Source organism: Paenibacillus darwinianus (assembly GCF_000598065.1).
Taxonomy (GTDB): domain Bacteria; phylum Bacillota; class Bacilli; order Paenibacillales; family Paenibacillaceae; genus Paenibacillus_I; species Paenibacillus_I darwinianus.
In genome coordinates this window covers 1-18,682 of record NZ_KK082204.1, presented here as the reverse complement: position 1 = coordinate 18,682, position 18,682 = coordinate 1, and the positions used below count along the sequence as shown (strand labels likewise).

17 protein-coding genes and 1 pseudogene are annotated in these 18,682 nt (G+C 55.2%); 2 read left to right on the top strand and 16 right to left on the bottom strand.

What is annotated here, in order from left to right:
* Window positions 1-31: 31 nt before the first annotated feature.
* The 16 genes and pseudogenes from mnhG to BG52_RS13215 all read right to left on the bottom strand — a co-directional run bounded on the left by mnhG (window position 32) and on the right by BG52_RS13215 (window position 16,572).
* Window positions 32-436 carry a monovalent cation/H(+) antiporter subunit G gene (mnhG, locus tag BG52_RS13290; RefSeq protein ID WP_036583333.1) on the bottom strand — a complete coding sequence of 135 codons (405 nt, stop codon included), beginning with the start codon at window positions 434-436 and terminating at the stop codon, window positions 32-34.
* Window positions 405-695: a Na(+)/H(+) antiporter subunit F1 gene (locus BG52_RS13285; protein WP_036583335.1), complete on the bottom strand. Its 291-nt coding sequence runs from the start codon at window positions 693-695 to the stop codon at window positions 405-407. The genes mnhG and BG52_RS13285 overlap by 32 nt, the downstream gene beginning before the upstream one ends.
* A pseudogene (locus tag BG52_RS13280) lies at window positions 695-1,018 on the bottom strand (Na+/H+ antiporter subunit E); the annotation flags it as partial. The pseudogene BG52_RS13280 and the gene BG52_RS13285, both read right to left, overlap by 1 nt.
* A 35-nt stretch (window positions 1,019-1,053) precedes the next feature.
* Window positions 1,054-2,535 (bottom strand): Na+/H+ antiporter subunit D, encoded by a 1,482-nt coding sequence (locus BG52_RS13275; RefSeq protein WP_036583338.1) that lies wholly within the window; start codon window positions 2,533-2,535, stop codon window positions 1,054-1,056.
* Window positions 2,528-2,866, bottom strand: a complete 339-nt coding sequence (locus BG52_RS13270) for a Na(+)/H(+) antiporter subunit C (protein WP_036583342.1) — start codon at window positions 2,864-2,866, stop codon at window positions 2,528-2,530. Before BG52_RS13270 ends, BG52_RS13275 begins: the two co-directional genes overlap by 8 nt.
* A 2-nt stretch (window positions 2,867-2,868) precedes the next feature.
* Entirely contained in the window at window positions 2,869-5,745 is a 2,877-nt protein-coding gene (locus BG52_RS13265; protein ID WP_036583343.1) for a Na+/H+ antiporter subunit A, read from the bottom strand.
* A gap of 229 nt (window positions 5,746-5,974) precedes the next feature.
* Window positions 5,975-7,372, bottom strand: a complete 1,398-nt coding sequence (gene thrC / locus BG52_RS13260; protein WP_036667470.1) for a threonine synthase — start codon at window positions 7,370-7,372, stop codon at window positions 5,975-5,977.
* Window positions 7,373-7,474: 102 nt separating this feature from the next.
* Complete coding sequence (locus BG52_RS13255; protein ID WP_036583351.1) at window positions 7,475-8,212, bottom strand: ABC transporter ATP-binding protein; 738 nt, start codon at window positions 8,210-8,212, stop codon at window positions 7,475-7,477.
* Complete coding sequence (locus tag BG52_RS13250) at window positions 8,213-8,848, bottom strand: ABC transporter permease (RefSeq protein ID WP_223299017.1); 636 nt, start codon at window positions 8,846-8,848, stop codon at window positions 8,213-8,215. It lies immediately after the preceding gene.
* Window positions 8,849-9,105: 257 nt separating this feature from the next.
* The gene (locus BG52_RS13245) at window positions 9,106-10,161 is read right to left on the bottom strand and encodes an ABC transporter substrate-binding protein (protein ID WP_036583355.1); all 1,056 of its coding nucleotides are present in this window, start codon (window positions 10,159-10,161) and stop codon (window positions 9,106-9,108) included.
* Window positions 10,162-10,230: 69 nt separating this feature from the next.
* Entirely contained in the window at window positions 10,231-11,298 is a 1,068-nt protein-coding gene (locus tag BG52_RS13240) for a CobW family GTP-binding protein (protein ID WP_036583357.1), read from the bottom strand.
* Window positions 11,299-11,312: 14 nt separating this feature from the next.
* Window positions 11,313-11,672 (bottom strand): hypothetical protein, encoded by a 360-nt coding sequence (locus BG52_RS13235; protein WP_036583360.1) that lies wholly within the window; start codon window positions 11,670-11,672, stop codon window positions 11,313-11,315.
* A gap of 75 nt (window positions 11,673-11,747) precedes the next feature.
* Window positions 11,748-12,629, bottom strand: a complete 882-nt coding sequence (locus BG52_RS13230; protein WP_036583363.1) for a polysaccharide deacetylase family protein — start codon at window positions 12,627-12,629, stop codon at window positions 11,748-11,750.
* A 30-nt stretch (window positions 12,630-12,659) separates the two neighbouring features.
* Window positions 12,660-14,123, bottom strand: a complete 1,464-nt coding sequence (locus BG52_RS13225) for an NCS1 family transporter (RefSeq protein ID WP_036583365.1) — start codon at window positions 14,121-14,123, stop codon at window positions 12,660-12,662.
* A 4-nt stretch (window positions 14,124-14,127) separates the two neighbouring features.
* Window positions 14,128-14,949, bottom strand: coding sequence for a carbon-nitrogen hydrolase family protein (locus BG52_RS13220; protein WP_223299016.1), 822 nt, complete (start codon window positions 14,947-14,949; stop codon window positions 14,128-14,130).
* A gap of 231 nt (window positions 14,950-15,180) precedes the next feature.
* Complete coding sequence (locus BG52_RS13215; RefSeq protein ID WP_036583367.1) at window positions 15,181-16,572, bottom strand: sigma-54 interaction domain-containing protein; 1,392 nt, start codon at window positions 16,570-16,572, stop codon at window positions 15,181-15,183.
* 282 nt (window positions 16,573-16,854) lie between these two features.
* Here BG52_RS13215 and BG52_RS13210 point away from each other — a divergent pair, with 282 nt between their 5' ends.
* Both BG52_RS13210 and BG52_RS13205 read left to right on the top strand, forming a co-directional pair.
* Complete coding sequence (locus tag BG52_RS13210) at window positions 16,855-17,604, top strand: sigma factor (protein WP_036667469.1); 750 nt, start codon at window positions 16,855-16,857, stop codon at window positions 17,602-17,604.
* Window positions 17,601-18,682 (top strand): anti-sigma-I factor RsgI family protein (locus BG52_RS13205; protein WP_036667468.1); only part of this gene is annotated, 1,082 nt, incomplete at its 3' end. The genes BG52_RS13210 and BG52_RS13205, both read left to right, overlap by 4 nt.

The window sequence follows — 18,682 nt, the reverse complement described above, 5'->3', positions numbered from 1 at the left end:
CACGGGACCGTGAACCATCTTTCATTCCACATTAATCACCGCTTGACTCCCCTTGCGGTCCATTCATGCCTTCCCGTCCCGGTTTCACCGTTTGTTTGAGATCGTCCCGCACACTTTTCTCCCACAGGGAAACCCCGGTGCGGTGCGCGGCCCTTCCGTTCAGGTGCCCGGCTACCGGGGCCGTCATGAACACGAATACGATACCCAGAATCAGCTTGGCGCTGGCATGCTCCAGATATAGCCAGAAGTACAGAAATGCGCCGGCCAGCACAAGAAGCACGCCCAGCGTCGCGCTTTTGGTTGCGGCATGCGACCGCAAATAAACGTCAGGCAGCCGCACGAGCCCGAATGCGCCCAACGCGCTAAGCGAAGCTCCCGTTAACACCAGCACACCGATCAGCAGTTCACCTGCCGCCGTTATGGTCTCCGCGTTCAATGACGTCCCCCCTCTCAATAAATCTCGCTAACGCAGCCGTACCGATAAACGTAATAACGCCGATAACGAGGATAATGTCGAGGTAAGCCGTCGTCTTGAACAGCATGCTGAACACCGCGATCATCGAAAGCAGAATGATGCCGATCGTGTCCAGGGACACGATTCGGTCGGCCATTGACGGTCCCTTGAGCAGCCGGTACATGCAGCCGAGAATCGCCAGCGACAATACGACGAGCGATGCCGTGAGCAGACCTTGCATTACCGCGTCACCTCCATAATCGCTTTTTCAAAGCTTCCCTTGATCTGCGCGGACAACAGTTCCACGTCCTCTATATTCATCGCGTGGATATATAGAATCCGGCCGTCCCGCGACACATCCAGCGTCAGCGTGCCTGGCGTGAGGCAGATCAGGCAGGCCAGCAATGTGACCTCCCAGTCCGACTTCAGTCCGGTTTCGAGCGCAAATATGCCCGGACGGACGTTCAGCCGCGGACGGATGATCTGGAGCGCGACCGTGATGCCGGACAGAAACAGCTCTTTCAGGAACACGGCGAGCAGCTTGACGACCGCCCAGCCCTTTTTCGGAAAATTCAGCAGCACACGCAGGGTCATATCCTCTACTCCTTTAATACCGCTTCGATGTATGATTGCGGGTGGACCAGTCCATCGGCCGCCTGGGAAACGAGCGCATAGACCGATTCCGAGCCGATGCCGAGCAATACGACCAGCGCAGCCGTCATGCCAAGCGCCAGCCAGATCGTCCGGCTGGGCTTCACAGGCTGCGCAGCGAACTCCGGCTTCTCTTCACCCCAGAATGCCTGCATGAAGATCTTCATCAGCGAGTACAGGACGACGAGGCTCGATGCCAGCGCGATTGCCGTGAGCCCGTACGCCTCCGCATCCAGACCTCCGCGCAGCATCAGCAGCTTCCCCGGAAAGCCGCTGAGCGGCGGCACGCCGGCAAGCGCCAATGCCAGCACGAAAAACAGCCAGCCGAGCAACGGATACCGCCCGATCATACCGCCCATTTCCTTCAGCCTGTCCGTGCCGGCCGCCGCGATAATCAATCCTCCCAGAAAAAACATCAGCGCTTTGGCGACCATATCGTGCAGCAGATAAAGCACGGCGCCCTCCAGCGCATCCTGCGTGGCGACCGACAGCCCAAACGCGATAAAGCCGACGCTGATCACCACGTTGTAATTCAATATCCGGGGAATGTCGGAGTATGCGAGCGCGCCCAGCCCTCCCAGAATCATGGTAGCCCCCGCCATTCCGCCGATCCAAGCGTGCGTGACGCCCGGATCGTTGTAGAAAATTAGCGTGAACGTGCGGATAAGCGCGTAAAGTCCGACCTTTGTCAAAAGGGCGCCGAACAAGGCGGTCACCGCCGCCGGCGGGGCGCTGTAAGAGCCCGGAAGCCAGAAAAACAGAAACAGTCCCGCCTTCAGCGAAAAGACGATCAGGAACAGGACGGCGATCACGTTCAGCACGCCTCCTTGCCCCGCTTCCGCCACGCGGGTCGACAGTTGGGCCATGTTCAGCGTGCCGACGACACCGTACAGGTAAGCCACGGCCGCCACGAACAAAGTAGAGGACAAAATATTAATCAAGATATACTTCAAGGTTTCCCTTAGCTGCCGCTTCGTGCCGCCGAGAACGATCAGCGCGTACGAAGAAATCAGCATGACCTCGAAGCAGACGAACAAATTGAACAAATCGCCCGTAAGAAACGAGCCCATAACGCCCGCCACCAAAAATTGAAAAAGCGGATAGAAGTAATGGCGCTCCCGCTGCTCGCCGATCGTCCGAAACGCATACAGCAGGCAGGCGGTCCCGATCACGGCTGTCGTCAGCACGAGCAGGGCGGCCAGCATATCGGCTGCGAATAGGATGCCGTAAGGCGGAACCCAGCCGCCCATATAGAGGGTTTGGATGCCCTCGGCCCGAACCTGAGACACAATCATGACGGCGGCCGCGACATTCAGCACCATGCTAACCGCGCTGATCCATCTCTGGGCGGCGATGTGATGATGGAGGAAAATCATGAGGACGGCGGTGGTGAGCGGAATGAGCAGCGGGAATACGATCAGATTATTCATGCTCGTCTCCCCTCAACTCCTCCATATTGTCCGTGCCGAGCTTCTGATATGCCTTATAGGCCAGTACGAAAAAGAACGATGTGACGCCGAAGCTGATGACGATCGACGTCAGAATCAAGGCCTGTGGCAAGGGGTCGACGTACGCATCCGCCTTCTCCCCAAGCAGAGGAGGCGCGCCTGTTTTCAACCGGGACATCGTCAGCAACAGCAGGTGGACGCCTTGGGTGAGCAGCGATGTGCCCAAGATGATCCGCAGCAGGCTTTTCGACAAGATCAGGTAAACGCCGACGGCGAACAGCACGCCGATCGTAAGTGACATGAACAATTCCACGGCTAAATGTCCCTCCCTATCGTATAGATGATGGTCATGGTGACGCCCACCACCGCAAGGTAAACGCCCAGGTCGAACAGTACCGCCGTGGCCAACCCGATCTCGCCCAGCAGCGGCAGATCGAAATAATCGTAAGCGTGGCTGAGGAACGGCGCGTCGAATGCGAAGGACCCGATTCCGGTGAGCAGGGCGACGAGCAGACCCAGCGCCATGACGCGACGGAAGTCGACAGGCAGTATTCGGGTGGACAGCTTCATGCCGAACGCCATCGACATCAGGACGAGCGCGGAAGCCGTCAACAATCCGCCGATGAATCCGCCTCCTGGATTGTGATGGCCGGCATAAAACAAATACCAGGAGTAGAACAGAATGATGGTAATGGCGCCTTTGGACACCGTTCGGAGGATGACGTCGTTGCTTGCCGGCAGACGAATGCTCGTTTGTTTGGCCGGTCTTGGGGCCGGGGTCTGCAAGCCACCGGCCCCCGAATCCGCTCCGAGCTTGATGAGCGCGTAAATGCCGAGCGAGGCGATCCCGAGCACCATAATTTCGAGCAGCGTATCAAAACCCCGGAAGTCGACAAGGATGACGTTCACGACATTTCTGCCGCCCGCCGAGTTGTAGCTTTCGGCCAAATAATAATCCGAGATCGAATCGAACGCACGGCTTCCGCTCGCGCTCAAGGCGATCAGCGTAACGAGAATGCCAACCCCGGCCGAAATCAGCACATGGGTCAGCTTGAAGCGCACGTTGAGCTTTTCCCTCCTCAGCTTGGGCAGATGGTAGAAGCACAGCAGGAACAGCGTGACCGACACGGTCTCCACGATCATCTGCGTCAAAGCCAGATCCGGCGCGCGGAAAAGGACAAAGAACAGCGTTACCATATACCCCACAGCTCCGGTCAGAATGATCGCCGTCAGCCGCGAGCGGGCGAACGGAACGGCGACGGCGGCCAGGATCAATGCCGCTGCGACGGCCGCTTCGTACGCCGACATGTCCGCGTAGCCGGAGGTGTCGAAACGGAACGCATCCGACCCGATCATCGTGAGACCCAGCGCCACAATGAAAAAGGTTAAAATATAAATCAGATAGCGCCGGACGGAGCCGGTCATATAAGCGTTCGTCAACCGCTGCGATGCCATCTCCAGCGACCGGAGTCCCCCATCGTAGGCCGCGTTCAGGGAAATGCGGCGGAGCAACGGACGGTTCAACACCGTTAGGCGTCTGTACAGCTTATACAGGATTGTGCCCGCCGCAACGATGGCGATCGTCATGAATAGCTCTGCCGTCCAGCCGTGCCAGAAATAAATGTCAACCTTGAATTTCCCCGCCGCGGACAGCTCACGAGGGAGAATCGACGCCACGGCCGGCTCGATCAGCGTATAGGCAAGCAGATTCGGGAACAGGCCGAATACGACGGCGAGCAAACCGAGCACAAGCGGCGGCAGCAGCATGCCAAGCGGCGCTTCATGCGGCTTTTTCTCCAATTTGTCAGGCTGCAGCTTCCCGGTAAACGTGCGAAACAGCAGCAGCATGCTGTATAGAAACGTGAACACGCTGCCCGTCCATGCGACGACCGGGAACAGCACGCTCCATGTTTGCATGTTCCATATGTCCATGCGCAGCATTTGCAGCGCGGCCCTAAAAAACATTTCCTTGCTGAGGAACCCGTTGAACGGCGGCAGGCCGGCAAGCGAGAAGGCGCCGATAAGCGCCGCCGAGAACGTAACCGGCATGAAAGCCATCAGGCCGCCGAGCTTTCGAATGTCCCGGGTGCCCGTCTCATGGTCGACGATGCCGGCCACCATGAACAAAGCGCCCTTGAATATCGCGTGATTGATCAGGTGGAAGACGGCGGCCGCTATCGCTGCCGCATACAGCTGATAATCGCCGGTTCCCGAATAATACGCTGCGGCCGAGCCGAACCCGAGCAGGCTCATGATCAGCCCAAGCTGACTGACCGTGGAAAACGCCAGCAGCGCCTTCAGATCCGTTTGCTTGATCGCCCGGTAAGAGCCATAGACCAAGCTGAATAATCCAAAGCCCGACACGAGCCAGAACCACTCCGCCCCTCCGGCGAAAACCGGGCTGAAGCGGGCGACCAGATACAGGCCCGCCTTCACCATCGTTGCGGAATGCAGATAGGCGCTGACAGGCGTCGGCGCCTCCATCGCATCCGGAAGCCAGATGTGGAACGGGAATTGGGCGGACTTCGTAAAGGCGCCCAGCAGAATGAGCAGCATGGCCGGAAGCAGCAATGCGTGATTGGCGATGGCGTCCGCCTGCCCGATGATTTCCCTGATGCTGAACGTACCGGTCATCAAGTAAAGCAGGATGAACCCGGCCAGCATCGCAAATCCGCCGAATACCGTAATCAGCATTGATTTCAGCGCGCCGTACCGCGATCGTTCGCGGCGGTGCCAGAACGCGATCAGCAGAAACGAAGAGATGCTTGTAAACTCCCAGAAGCCGTACAGCACCATCAGATTGTCGGAGATGACGACCCCGAGCATGGCGCCCATGAACAGGAGCAAATAAACGTAAAAGCGATCCACCGCTTCTTTGCTTTTATCCAGATAGAAAATCGAGTAAAGCACGACGAGCGAACCCAGCCCGGTAATTAACAGGGCGAATAACAGCCCGAGCCCGTCGAGATAGACGGTAAAGTCGATTCCGAGCGAAGGAATCCAACGTACGGCTGCGGTGATGCTTTGTCCCTCTTGCACGGCTGGAATTCGACTCAAAAAATAAGCGAACAACAGAGCCGGACCAGGCAGGACGAACCATCCGGTGTGGGCGCTTCGCAGCAGGCTGGATAAAAGCGGAATTCCGACAGCCAGAATAAAAGGTAATAAAATGGCAGCATGAAGCAAAGACAAGCCCCTTCCTCCTTCACTGGTCAAGTTTAGCAGCAGCATTAGCTTTTCCGGATTCTCCCGATATTAGGTAAGCTCCGGATGACAAATTCCTGAAAAAGGCAGGAAGAGCCCGCTGTTGGCAGGCTCCTCCGGTTAAAACAAATATGAAATTAGTTCAACATTACTATTATCGAGTATAGCCGCTGCGTTCTTCATTGTAAAGCGGGAGAGATGTAATGCGCTAATGGGGTTACCGGGTTCCGAAAAATCGCTCCAGCTGGGCGGCAATCTCTGCCTTGTCATTGTCCACGAGCTGCTGATGCTGCGGCTTATCGAACAGCCTTTGAATGTCGGCAGGGAACTCCTGAGCAATGCCGACAAGCCGGATCGACTCGTCGAATTTGGCAGGGTGGGCAGTCGCCAGCACGACGGTTACCGTGTTCTTGTCGCCGCAGGATTCGTATGCGGCTACGCCGCATGCCGTATGGGGATCCAGCAAATAATCCGCTTCGCGGGAATAGCTTTCGATCATCCGCAGACACTCGTCGTTCTTGACGCCGTACGCTTGAAAATCGGATTGGACCTTTGCCAGCAACCCCGCGCTCAGCACGACTTTGCCGTCCTCCTGGAACTGCTTCATCATTGCCGATACCTGCTGCGAATCCTCGCCGACCAGATAGTAGAGGTAGCGCTCAAAGTTGCTGGCCACCTGAATATCCATCGACGGACTGTGCGTGCTGCGGAACTCGTCCGGCATGTACACGCCCTCGCGAACAAAGCGCTCGAGAATATTGTTCTCGTTCGTTGCCAGAATAAGCCGGTGGACCGGCAGTCCCATCCGTTTCGCCAGAAACGCCGACAGAATGTTGCCGAAGTTGCCCGTCGGCACGCTGAAGCTGATTTGGGCCGCGGGATTCTGGCGGACAAGCTGTAAATACGCATAGAAATAATAAACGGTTTGCGCCAGAATGCGCACAAAGTTAATCGAGTTGATCGCCCGCAGGTGGTAACGGCTCTTGAATTCAAGGTCCGCGAACAGCTCCTTGATGATGCGCTGGCAGTCGTCAAAGTTGCCTTTTACCGCCAGATTAAGTACATTCTCGTTGCCGACCGTCGTCATCTGCAGCTCCTGCACCTTGCTCACCTTCTCATGCGGATGCAGAATGCAGATGCGGATGCCGTCCTTGCCTCGAACGCCTTCTATAGCCGCGGCGCCCGTATCGCCGGAGGTTGCGCCGAGAATGTTGATGATTTTGTTCTGCCTCTGGGAGACATAGGAATACAAGTTACCGAGAAATTGCAGCGCGACATCCTTGAAAGCAAAGGTCGGTCCGTGGAAAAGCTCCAGAATATGCAGGTCGTCCCGGATCTTGCGGAGCGGCGTAACCACCGGGCTGCGGAACGTCGCGTAGCTCTCGTCAATCAGCTGCTTCAGCTCTTCCCGGGGAATTTCATCGCCCGTGAACAGTTGAAAAATTTCGAGCGTCAGCTCCTGATAGCTGAGCCGCTCCCACTGCTTCATCTTGTCTTGATCAATGACCGGCAATTCCGCCGGAATCATCAAACCGCCGTCTTCGGCGAGCCCCATCAGGAACGTGTCGACAAAACCGATTCCCGCCGCGTTGCCGCGCGTGCTGATAAAGTTCATTCCAATCCCCTTCACTTCACTTTTTCAACTTGTTCATGATTATAACATGGAATGAGCATGAATGAGCATTTATATTAACCCACCCCACCCCGCCGCTTGCTTTTATTTAGCCAAGTCCAAATGCGTCATGATTTTCTCCCGCAGGTGAACAAAGTCCGCACCGTTGCGGTTGCGCGGACGCGGGACTTCCGAACGGATCGTTTCCACAATCACACCGGGACGAGGACTCATCACATGGATCGTATCGGCAAGATAGATGGCCTCATCAATATCGTGAGTGATAAGCAGCACCGTTTTACCGGAGCCCTCCCACAGCCGGAGCAGTTCGTTCTGCATCGTGATCTTCGTGATCGCGTCCAGCGCTCCGAACGGCTCGTCGAGCAGCAGCACTTCCGGATCCATCGCGAGCGCGCGGGCAATGGAGGCCCGCTGTCTCATGCCTCCTGACAGCTGATGGGGATAGTAGGATTGGAAGCCGCTCAGCCCGACCTTCTTCAATAAAGCATCGACGCGGTTTTGGCATTCCTTCTTCGGCATGCCGGCCAGTTCAAGTCCGAAAGCAACGTTCTTTTCGACCGTACGCCAAGGATACAAAGCATGCTCCTGGAAGATGAGCACCCGGCTTGGGTGCGGCGCTTCAATCGGCTTTTGGTTTGCCGAAACGGTACCTTCCGTCGGATGGTCCAGGCCCGCAATCATGCGCAGCACCGTGCTTTTGCCGCAGCCGGAAGGTCCGACAATGGCCGCGAACTCCCCCTGCTCCAAGCGAAAATCAACCTGCTTCAGCACCTCAAGGCTTCCAAATCGTTTGGTGGCATGGTCCACATGGATCGTTTGCACTTATTCCGCCCCCCCTGTTTTAACATAGCGGTAGCGGAGCAGCCGCCGTTTCAGCCATTCAAGCAGGACGAGATCCAGAACAGCCGCGATCGTTCCGATGACCAATATGCTCATCAGCACGCCTTCCATATCCGCCACTTCCCCGCGCCACCGGGAATAATAGCCGAGTCCGATGGCGGCTCCGCCTACCATCTCCGCCGCGATCAGCGATCGCCAGGCGTTGCCGAACGCCACCTGCGCGCCGGTCACGAATGCCGGAAGCGATTCAGGGGCGAACACCTTTGTCAGCAGTTGGAGCTTATTGGCCCCCAGCACCCTTGCGAGCTCCAGGTGTGTCCGATTGACACCCTCGGTCGCATTGAGTACGGACAGCGCCATCGGAAAAAAGCTGGCGATCACGATAACCGTGATGATCGTCGCATTGCCGAAGCCGAGCAGGATGACGAAAAACGGCACCCACGTAATCGGAGGGATCGCTTGCAGAATCGAAATCAGGCTGCGCAGGTATACGGCAAAAGCTTGTGAAACGCCGGCGATCAGGCCAAGCGCGGCGCCGAACAGGCAAGCGATCGGATAACCCCACGCCAGACGAAGCAGGCTGCTTTGAATACCGTCGGTGAATTCCGCGTCATTCATGCTTCCGAAAAGACGGACGAAGACGTCGGGCACGTCCGGCAGAAGATAAGCCGGCAAAAAAAACGCCGCAATCTGCCATATAGCAAGAAGGCTCCCTACCGCCGCGAGGTAGGGAAGCCATTTTTGCCATAAGGAACCGGCTTTTGGTCTCACTTGAGGTGATGAGGCTGATGAAGATGAAGATGATGAAGAAGTCTGACTCACCGATAACTCTCCTTAGTCTGGTTCATTATATTTTGCTGTTGCCCATGCTCGAATTATTGACTCTTCTGCCATTCCAGGTCGAGGATATCTTCGACGTTCACTTCTTTGTCGAGAACCCCCTGCTCCTTCATAATGTCCGCGATTTCCTGCATGCGTTCGACATTAGCCGGGGTGATCTCCCAATTAAAGCTTTGCGTTTCGATCGCCTGCTTAATCACATCGACCGATTGGATTTCACTGCCGCCAACGGCCGTCATCGTGTCGTTCTCCACGAAGTTGCTTGCCAGCAGCTCGGCTGATTTGTCCGGATCGTTCTGAAGCATGTCGATCGCTTCTTTTTGCGCGTCCAGCAATCGATTGACGGCATCGCGGTTTTCTTTCAGTTTTTTGTCTGTAGTAATGACAACCATGCATGGGAACGGCCACACTTTGCCGATCTCATATATTTGCTTGACTCCCATCGTCCGGGTCGCCATGCTGCTATACGGTTCAAACACAAAAGCGGCGTCAACCGCCCCCGAGGCAAGCGATTGGATGGCTTGAGCCGGATCGACATACACCATTTGAACGTCTTGCTTCGTCAAATTCGCATTTTTCAACGCCACGCCGTTGAGTACGATATCCGCCGTGCTGCCTTGCCCTTGGGAGGCCAGCTTCTTGCCTTTTAGATCCTCCACTTTCTCAATCCCGCTGCCCTCTTTAACCAGAATACTATGGAAGCCCATCTGCGCGCCGCCTACAACTTTCAATCCCGCGCCTTTGGCGGCCCACGATACCGCATTCGTGAAGCCGAGCACGCCCGCATCGACTTGCCCGCCAACCATCGCCTTGATCAGGTCCGTCCCGCTGGTGAATTTCTGCATCGTTACGTTTAATCCGTTCTTCTCATACAGCTTGGCTTCTGCGGCAAGCATCGCCTGCGCGTCGTCCATCACGTTCAAGTAGCCGACGACGAAATCCTGCTGTTGCTCGCCGTCGGACTGCTCAACGTTGCCTGATCCTCCCGGCTGCGCGCTTTTTCCGCAGGCGGATAAAGTGAGCAATACAATCACTGCAAATAACGCGAGCCAACCTTTAACGCCGATGCTTTTCCCCCGTCTTTCTCTCATGATGCGTGTTCCCCCTAAATGGATCTCGATCGATCTAATTCCTACAACCTTACTAGGTATTATAGAAAATCAATAGGGGAATTGCAAGTCCGTTTCGAGCACATATGGAACGGCGCCAAGCATATGCTGAAAAGCGAGCAACGAGCTCGTAACCTGCTGCGGCTGAACCTTTTTCATAATAAAAACGATCGTGGAAGTCCGTCGCCCGTCGGGCCAGCCGTCCAGATGCTCCGGCGGGTGGATAATATGCTGCACGCCGTTCAGCGAGACCGGTCCTTCTCCCCCCAGGTCAAGCAGCCCCTTTACCCGCAGTATATCCGTCCCTCGGGCATGCAGCAACATGCTCAGCCACAGCCCGAAGGCATGCCAATCGAGCGGACGGTCGAACCGGATCGACACCGAATGCGTAGCGTCCGTATGACCGCCTGAACCATTGCGGCCGTCTTCCGCGCTTCGACCTTCCCGCCCGCCGTCTGCTGCGGCCATCGCACAGCGGGTACGGGGGCTGCGGACGGAATCCGGGTTGTCCGCAAAAAAACGGGCCGATTTCGTGTCCTCCGAATCGGTTAACTCTACTTCGGCTGCCGGATTCAACTGCCCGATCCGCCGGCGCAGCCGTTCGATCTCCTCGCCGTCGGCGATATCCGTCTTGGTTACAATCACCCGGTCAGCCGCGCTGATCTGCTTGATCGACTCGTCATGGCTGTCCAGATGCAGCATGCCGTTCACGGCGTCGACCGTCACCAGCACGCTCTCCACATGAAAGTGATGCTGAAGCACGGGATGGCGCAGCACAGTGAACCAGATCGGCGACGGATCGGCAAGCCCGGTCGTCTCCACAATAATCCGATCCACCCGCGGCTTCGCGCCTCGCTGCATATCTTCCAGCAATTCCATACACGCATTGACCAGATCCTCCCGCATGGAGCAGCAGACGCAGCCGCCCCCGACCAGCAGCGTGCGCTCCTCCACCCGGGACAGCAGATGATGGTCCAGCCCCATTCTCCCGAATTCGTTGACGATGATCGCGCTGTTCGCCAGCTGCGGCTGTTTGAGCGCTCTGGTCAACAGAGACGTTTTGCCGCTGCCGAGAAATCCGGACAGAATGATCACCGGTATTTTTACGTTAGCCGCCATTTCCGGACACTCCTTTAGGGTCTGCCAGACTGCTGTTGCTGCTGTTGCTGCTGCAGCCGCCCGATCAGGGCGGGGTCCAGCGGGTCGGCCGTTTTTTTGATGAGCTTCTCTACCGCAGGCCACAATGCGCCCAGATCATGCACAATCTCCGATGACCCTTTCACGTCGCGGACAATGTATTTGCTGCCGTTCCAATCCTCGAGCTTCAGCCCGTAGCAGGCCAGAATCCGGTTCGCCATCGCGGTGCGGTCGCGCCTGTCCCGCTGGCGCTCCCGGGAAGCGCCGCCGCCCACCGTGACGCTCGCCGCGCCTGTACTTCCCCGCCCTTCCGTCCAATGCTCCTGCACCACAAACCCGCCGCATAGCACGCACATCAACGATTCCTCCCCTTTCAAGCGACTGAAGGGAACCGCAGCATAAAGCTGCGGCTCCCTACCCGGCAATACCGTTTATTTTTGTCTTGGCCGGCGACGGGCAAAATCGTCTGCAATCTCGTTAAAGGTCGCCCAGCGCACCCCCTCGTGCCCGTTGATATACTCGATCAGGCGCTCGTGCATCAACAGCACCTGCGGCCTGCCGCTTACGTCCGGATGAATCGTCATCGTGAACACCGCATAATCATATTCCCGGTACACCCAATCGAACTGGTCCTTCCACATCTGTTCAATATCGCGCGGATTGACGAAGCCATGGCTGTTCGGCGATTTTTTGATGAACATCATCGGGGGCAGATCGTCCAGGTACCAGTTGGCCGGAATTTCAATCAGGTCGGTTTCCTGCCCTCGCTTCAGCGGCGTCATCCAGCTTTCGGCCGGCTGAGAATAATCGATCCTTGTCCAGCTGTCGCCCACCCGCACATAGTAGGGATGGAAGTCGTTGTGCATCAGGCTGTGATCGTATTTGATTCCGTTTTTGAGCAGCAGCTCATTCGTAATATTGGAAAATTCCCACCACGGCGCGACATAACCGGTCGGGCGTTTGCCGGACACCTTCTCCACAAGGTCGATGCATTTCAAGAGAACTGTCTCCTCCTGTTGGGCGGTCATCGCAATCGGATTTTCATGGGAATAGCCGTGAATGCCGATTTCGTGGCCGCCTTCGGCCACCATGCGAGTCTGCTCGGGAAACGTCTCAATCGAATGTCCGGGAATGAACCAGGTCGTCTGCAGATTATATTTGTCAAAAAGCTTGAGCAGCCGCTCGGAGCCGACTTCCCCCGCAAACAGCCCCCGGGAGATGTCGTCAGGCGAATCCTCGCCCCCATAGGAACCGAGCCAACCCGCGACGGCGTCCACGTCTACTCCATAAGCAACAATGATTTCTTTAGCCAAAGCTGATCCTCTCCTTTAAGCTTATAGTGTTCAAGAATTGACCGGAACGGTGGCCGGCGGTTGGGCTGCCGGCTCATCTAGCGGTATATCCCAATCGCGGCCGACGGTTGTACCCAGATAGTCGTCGGAGAAGCCCGACTCGATCTCCGCCTGCTTATGGCGTTTCAGATACCAGCCCTTCATCAGCAAGTAGTAAGCAATGAAGCCGGCCGGAAACCCGACGAGATACATATACTTCATGAACATGAGCGCAAGCCCGCCCCCGATGATCCATGCAATCATGCCCGCTGCGTTAACACCGCCGTCGTATTTGAATTGCCCTTCTTGCCGGTACAAATCTTTGACATTAAGCCGGCGGCGGCGCAGGACGTAATAATCGCAAAGGATGATCCCCGCTACGGCGGATAGAATGGCGCCATAGTAGCCCAGATACAAGAACAGATTGTTCAGAATCGCCCATGGCTGCACGATCGTTCCGATCACGCCGGCGATAATCAAGCCCGCAACAAAATTAAGTCTTATTCTCGCGCCCGCATTGATGAAGGTCAGAGTTGCAGGAATCAGGTTGGCCGCCGTATTGGTTGACCATTGCGCTAGCACGACCATGAGCAGGAGCACCACATATACCCAGCCGCTTGCCGTTCCCTGAATCACGTTGATCGGGTTGGCGTCGCCCGCGCCAAGCAGACTCACAGCACCGATAATACCCATTAACGTTTGTACGGCAGGCAGCGCGATAATGTGCGGCCAGACATTATTGACGTTGCGCTTCATCCAGCTTCGCTCGTTTTGGGGAGCTTTGATAAACCGGGTAAGGTTCGGAATATCGATTGCCAGCGCCGACCAGAAGCCCATGTTGGCCACCATAATCAGAAAGAAAGTAGTGGTATTCTGATCACCGGCATAGGTGGCGACGTTGATTCCCTTGTCCAAGGCCATACCGTTGACTTTCATGAAAATCCAGACAGAAATAATGATGATGGCCGGAGCGGCAATGACGGCAAAACGGTCGATTGCCTTGATGCCCATGGCGGTGTTGACGATTTGCACGATCGCAAACAGCACATACCATAAGAACCACGAATCAAAGCCGGTCATGCTGCTCACCAGATAATTGATGGCGACGGCCCCCAGGTACGTTTGAATACCAAACCAGATGGATGCCACAATTCCCCGGCTGACGGCGGGAATGTGTACGCCCCATGTGCCGAACGGCGCTCTCATATAAGCAGCGAAGGATAAGCCGTGTTCGATGCCGATATCGCCGCTCAAGCTGCCAATGAGAGCTATGATGAGGTTCGCGAAGAAAATGGCGAGTCCCAATTCCCACAAGGACATCGATTCTATCCCATTGGCGCCGATCAGAAAGGTTGCGATAATGACGGCCATGCCGACCCAGATGTTTAAAAACCCCCAGCCGGAAATGACCCTCTGGCCGGATTTGACGGGCACAATGTCTTTGGACACCAGACTGTTGAAGCGGTTGTCTTCCATACCCTCACCTCTCCGAATTGTATTCTTTGGATATTAAACTGCGGTTGAAATCCCGCAGATACGGGATCGCTCTGCGCTGCTCGGCGATCAATCCGAGGTCCAGCTCGGCTGTGATGACATCATCCTCCTGCTCGGCTTCAGCCAGAATGGTTCCCGCCGGATCGACGATTCGGCTCGTGCCCCCGAATTCCGTCTCGCCTTTCTCCAGGCCCGTGCGGTTGGATGCGATCACGAACGTTCCGTTCTCAAGCGCTCGGGATCGGGTGGCGATGTCCCAAGCATACAGGCGGGCTTTGCCGAAAGCCGACGGGTAAACGATGATGTCCGCGCCGTGAAAGGTAAGAATCCGGGCCCCTTCGGGAAATCCGATCTCATAGCAGATTTGCAGTCCCACCTGGATACCGTCGGTTTCGTATACGGGGAATTGCTCGCCTCTGGTAAACCGGGTGTTCTCCTGATTCCACAGATGCGTTTTGCGGTAGGAGCCGATGACGCCTGCCGGCTCTACGAGCACGGCGGTATCGTAAACCAGCCCTGCCGGCGCGCCCTTTTCCAGGATCGCAGCTACCAGCTTCATGCCGTGCTTGCTTGCCTGCCTTCTCATCCATTCGGTTGTCGGACCCGGAATGGGCTCGGCCAGCTCGACATCCCGTTCCTCCACCCGGTAACCGGTATTGAAAAGCTCAGGCAACACGGCAAGCCTGGCTCCTCTGCCCGCAGCAATTTCCAGCAGCCGTTCGGCTTTCCGCAGATTGGCCTCCACGTCTCCGAGGACGCAATTCATCTGGACGGCGGCAACGGTGAGTCGATTCCCCTCTCTAATCAAAAGATATCCTCCTTCCTGTCATATACGAAAACGCTTTCTATATATATCTAATGATACTCGCTGATTTCTCCCGCTTTCAAGAGGGCACAGCAAAAGAAGCTATGCATATTCGCATAGCTTGTAGATGCATTTTCCGGATGAGGATGGACTCTACAACAAACTCACTCGAATGTGAAAACACTTTTGACATATGCATAATTGCATAAACTCATTATGCGCACAAGCATAGATTTAAGGTTTGACTTTATAGTGCTGCATTTTACGGCTGATCGTTGATTGATTGACACCCAGAATTTCCGCCATCCGGGTTGTGGACCTGTACTTCTTCTTCGCCATTTCCAAGAGATCCCGTTCCACCTTCTCAATCGCGTCTTTTAATGGCAGAAGCCGCCGCACCTCGATGTCCTCCCAATCCTTCGCATGATTCGAGATCGACTCCGGCAGATGCTTGGAACCGATCACCGGGTCGTCCACCGTCACGAGCAAGCGCTCAATCACATTGTGCAGCTCCCGAAGATTGCCCGGCCATTGATGATTTTGCAGCCTCTCCAGCACATCGGCTGACAGCTGCTTCTCCTTCTTGTATTTCTTGTTATAGAGCTCGAGGATATGGAGCGCAAGCGGAAGGATATCTTCCTTGCGTTCCCTCAGCGGCGGGATGGGCAGCGGTATGACATTAAGCCAATAATACAGATCCTCCCGCAGACGGCCGGCTTTTACCTCTTCCTCGGGATTTCTACTAGTAGACGCAATGATTCTGACGCGTGTGTGGCCGGAACCCATGCTGATGCGGTCGTTCTCCTCCAGCAGGCCGACCAGCCTGGCCTGAACGGACAGCGGAATTTCCGTGATTTCATCCAGAAAAAGCGTGCCGTCCGTCGCTTTGCGGAACAATCCGAGCTTTCTCTGTTCATCAAGCTGTCCCATTTCGGCATCCTGACCGAACAGCTCCGACTCAAACAGCTTCTCCGGGATCGAGCCGCAATTCAGCGTAATGAACGGATTCGGCTTGCGCGGACTCCAATTGTGAATATAGGAAGCGATGAATTCCTTCCCTGCGCCCGATTCCCCCGTGAGCAGCACGGTGGCATCGACTTCCGCGACCTTCTGGACAAGCGAGATTAATTTGCGCATTTTCTCGCTGCGGTAGACGATGTTGCGCTCCGCTTCGTTTTTTTTTCGCAGGCTCATCAGCTCCTGCTTATAGCCTTCGGTTAGCAGCTTGACTTCCTCCAGCTCAGTCTTGAGGCGGCTGATCTCCGTAATGTCCCTGGACGCATTGACTACCCGGACGATATTGCCCTGATCATCCTTGATTGGCGTACCGACGACCATGAGCTTGCGGCCGGTTTTCGTTGTTTGAATGAAGGAGACGCGATCCTTTTTCTCAAGCACCATGCGGGTGACGGACGGCGAATACACGCCCTCTTTCTCCAGCTGATACACACTTCGGCCCACCAGTTGTTCTTCCTTGCAACCCCAAAGCGTTTCACAGGCCGAGCTGACCCGCAGCGTTACGCCGTGACCGTCCGATACGTAAATCACGTCATAGGAGATATCGAATATGGCCTGTAAATCCGCTTGCAAATCTTCCACGCTCGTGTGAGGCAGCCGTACGTCCATATGGCACACTCCTTCGGAATATTGTAGGACTCACGATTAATATAGCGCTTTTCATCAGCGGTTGTCCAAAGGAAAAAGCAAACCTCCTCTGCTCAACAAATCCCGAATGTAGCGGCGTTCTTGCTGCCGATTATATTTACTTTTTTTATAGATTCACCTAATTATCACCATTGATAAAATATCCATCTGCCTATATCGTGAAAGTTAGGTATTGACGACGGACGTTTACCCCCCTTTATGTTCGTATAACAAATTAGCAAGCTGTTAGGAGCGTGAAAAAAGTTGCTGGAAGAACCATTTCTTCACGAATTAATTCGCAACGCCCAGCAAGGAGACGAAAAGAGCCGGCGGGAAGTCATTCACGGCAGCAAGCATTTTTTGGAGAAGGTAACGTCGAACATTTGCAAACGGGCGATTGCGCGAACCGATGATGAAATGAGCATTAGTCTGATTGCGTTCAACGAGGCCATTGAACGGTACAACAAATCACAAAATGACAATTTTTACATATACGCTCGGCTAATCATACAGTCACGGCTGATCGATTATTATCGAAAAGAAGGCCGCCAGAAGGCCGCAGTCAGTTTGAACGCGGTGCATTCACAGGATTCAAACGGCGAAGAATATGAGGTAAGTCTGATTGAAATCAAACAATCGCTTCAAAATTATAATGAGCAGCGGCAAGTCATGGAGCGGATGGAGGAAATTCAGCTCTATAGCGCCAGGCTGGAGGCCTTCGGCATTTATTTTGAGGAACTGGAGGCTGTCTCTCCCGACCGAGCCGATGCCAGAGCGAACCTGATTCAGATCGCTTATGAGTTTGTAAAAACGCCCGAGCTGGTCGAATTCCTTAACAAAACCAAGCAGCTGCCTGTCAAGCAAATGCTTGATTTTGTTCACGTTAGCCGCAAAACCGTGGAGCGCGGCAGAAAATATCTGATCGCGCTAATTGTCGTTCTGATTTCAGACGATCTCCCCCATCTGAAATCTTCCATTCAATTTCCGGACCTAGAAAGGAGGGGAAGAGTATGAGCGAAACAAAAGGAATCGTCATGAAAATAACCGATCAAATTATGGTTGTCATGTGTGATGACGGTAAATTCCGCAATCTTCCCTTGCCGGTCTACGTTCCTGCCATAGGTGAGCGGATCATCGTTGCGCTTAGCCAGTCGAAACGGAAGCGGCTATCGTCTTATTGGATGTCAACGGCCGTTGCTTGTATCTTTATGCTCATAGGCTTCGGGATTTGGCAGCAAGCACAGCCCCAATATGATCAGGTGGTCGCCATCGAGATTAACCCCAGTCTCGAATTGTTCCTGAACGCCCAAGGGCAAGTAGTAAAAGCCAAGCCTCTCAATGCCGACGCGGAAAACGTGCTGCGGGCCGCTTCTCTTGATAAATTAAGGCTGAACGACGCCATTAAACAAATTCTCGCAAAATCGATAGACCTGGGGTATATCAACAGGAACAAAAACAACATGATCATGATTGCTGCAGCTAACCTGAAAGGGAGAGCCGCCATAAACGAAGCCGCCCTCGAGGATATCGTTGCGGAGACGCTTCAAGCCAACAATATGGCAGGATTCGTCCATGCGGAGCAAACGGACAAAGGCTCCTATGAGCAAGCCCGGAAAAGAAAGATCTCGATTAATAAATGGCTGCTGATTCAACAGATTCAACAATACGGCGTTTCATTGAACATGGACAACGCGGTTACCAAGTCGGCGGAATATCTCCTGGAAGGCGCCGGACTTCGTAAAGAACAATTTTTTGTTCCGATTCCCATACCGTTCTATCCAGCCAAAGACGGACAGAAGTTAGCCGAACAACCGGAGGAACAACCCGCGTCTCCGACAGACTCGCCCTCACAGGGACAGTCGGAGAGCAATCAGACTCTCGGACCGGACGATGACGGAGGCACAGTGTTAAATCCCGTTCAGAGCCGCAACCCTGAATCGAACACAGCGAACCATTCACGGCCGGCCGGTTCTAGCCAGTGGATCGATGCTGCCGGCAGCTCCGGCACACCGGGCGTTTCCGGCGACGCGAACGCGTCTCCCGCTCCTGCGGCGGGTCCTTCGGGCGCTTCGGCTGCTGCCGGGCAATCCGG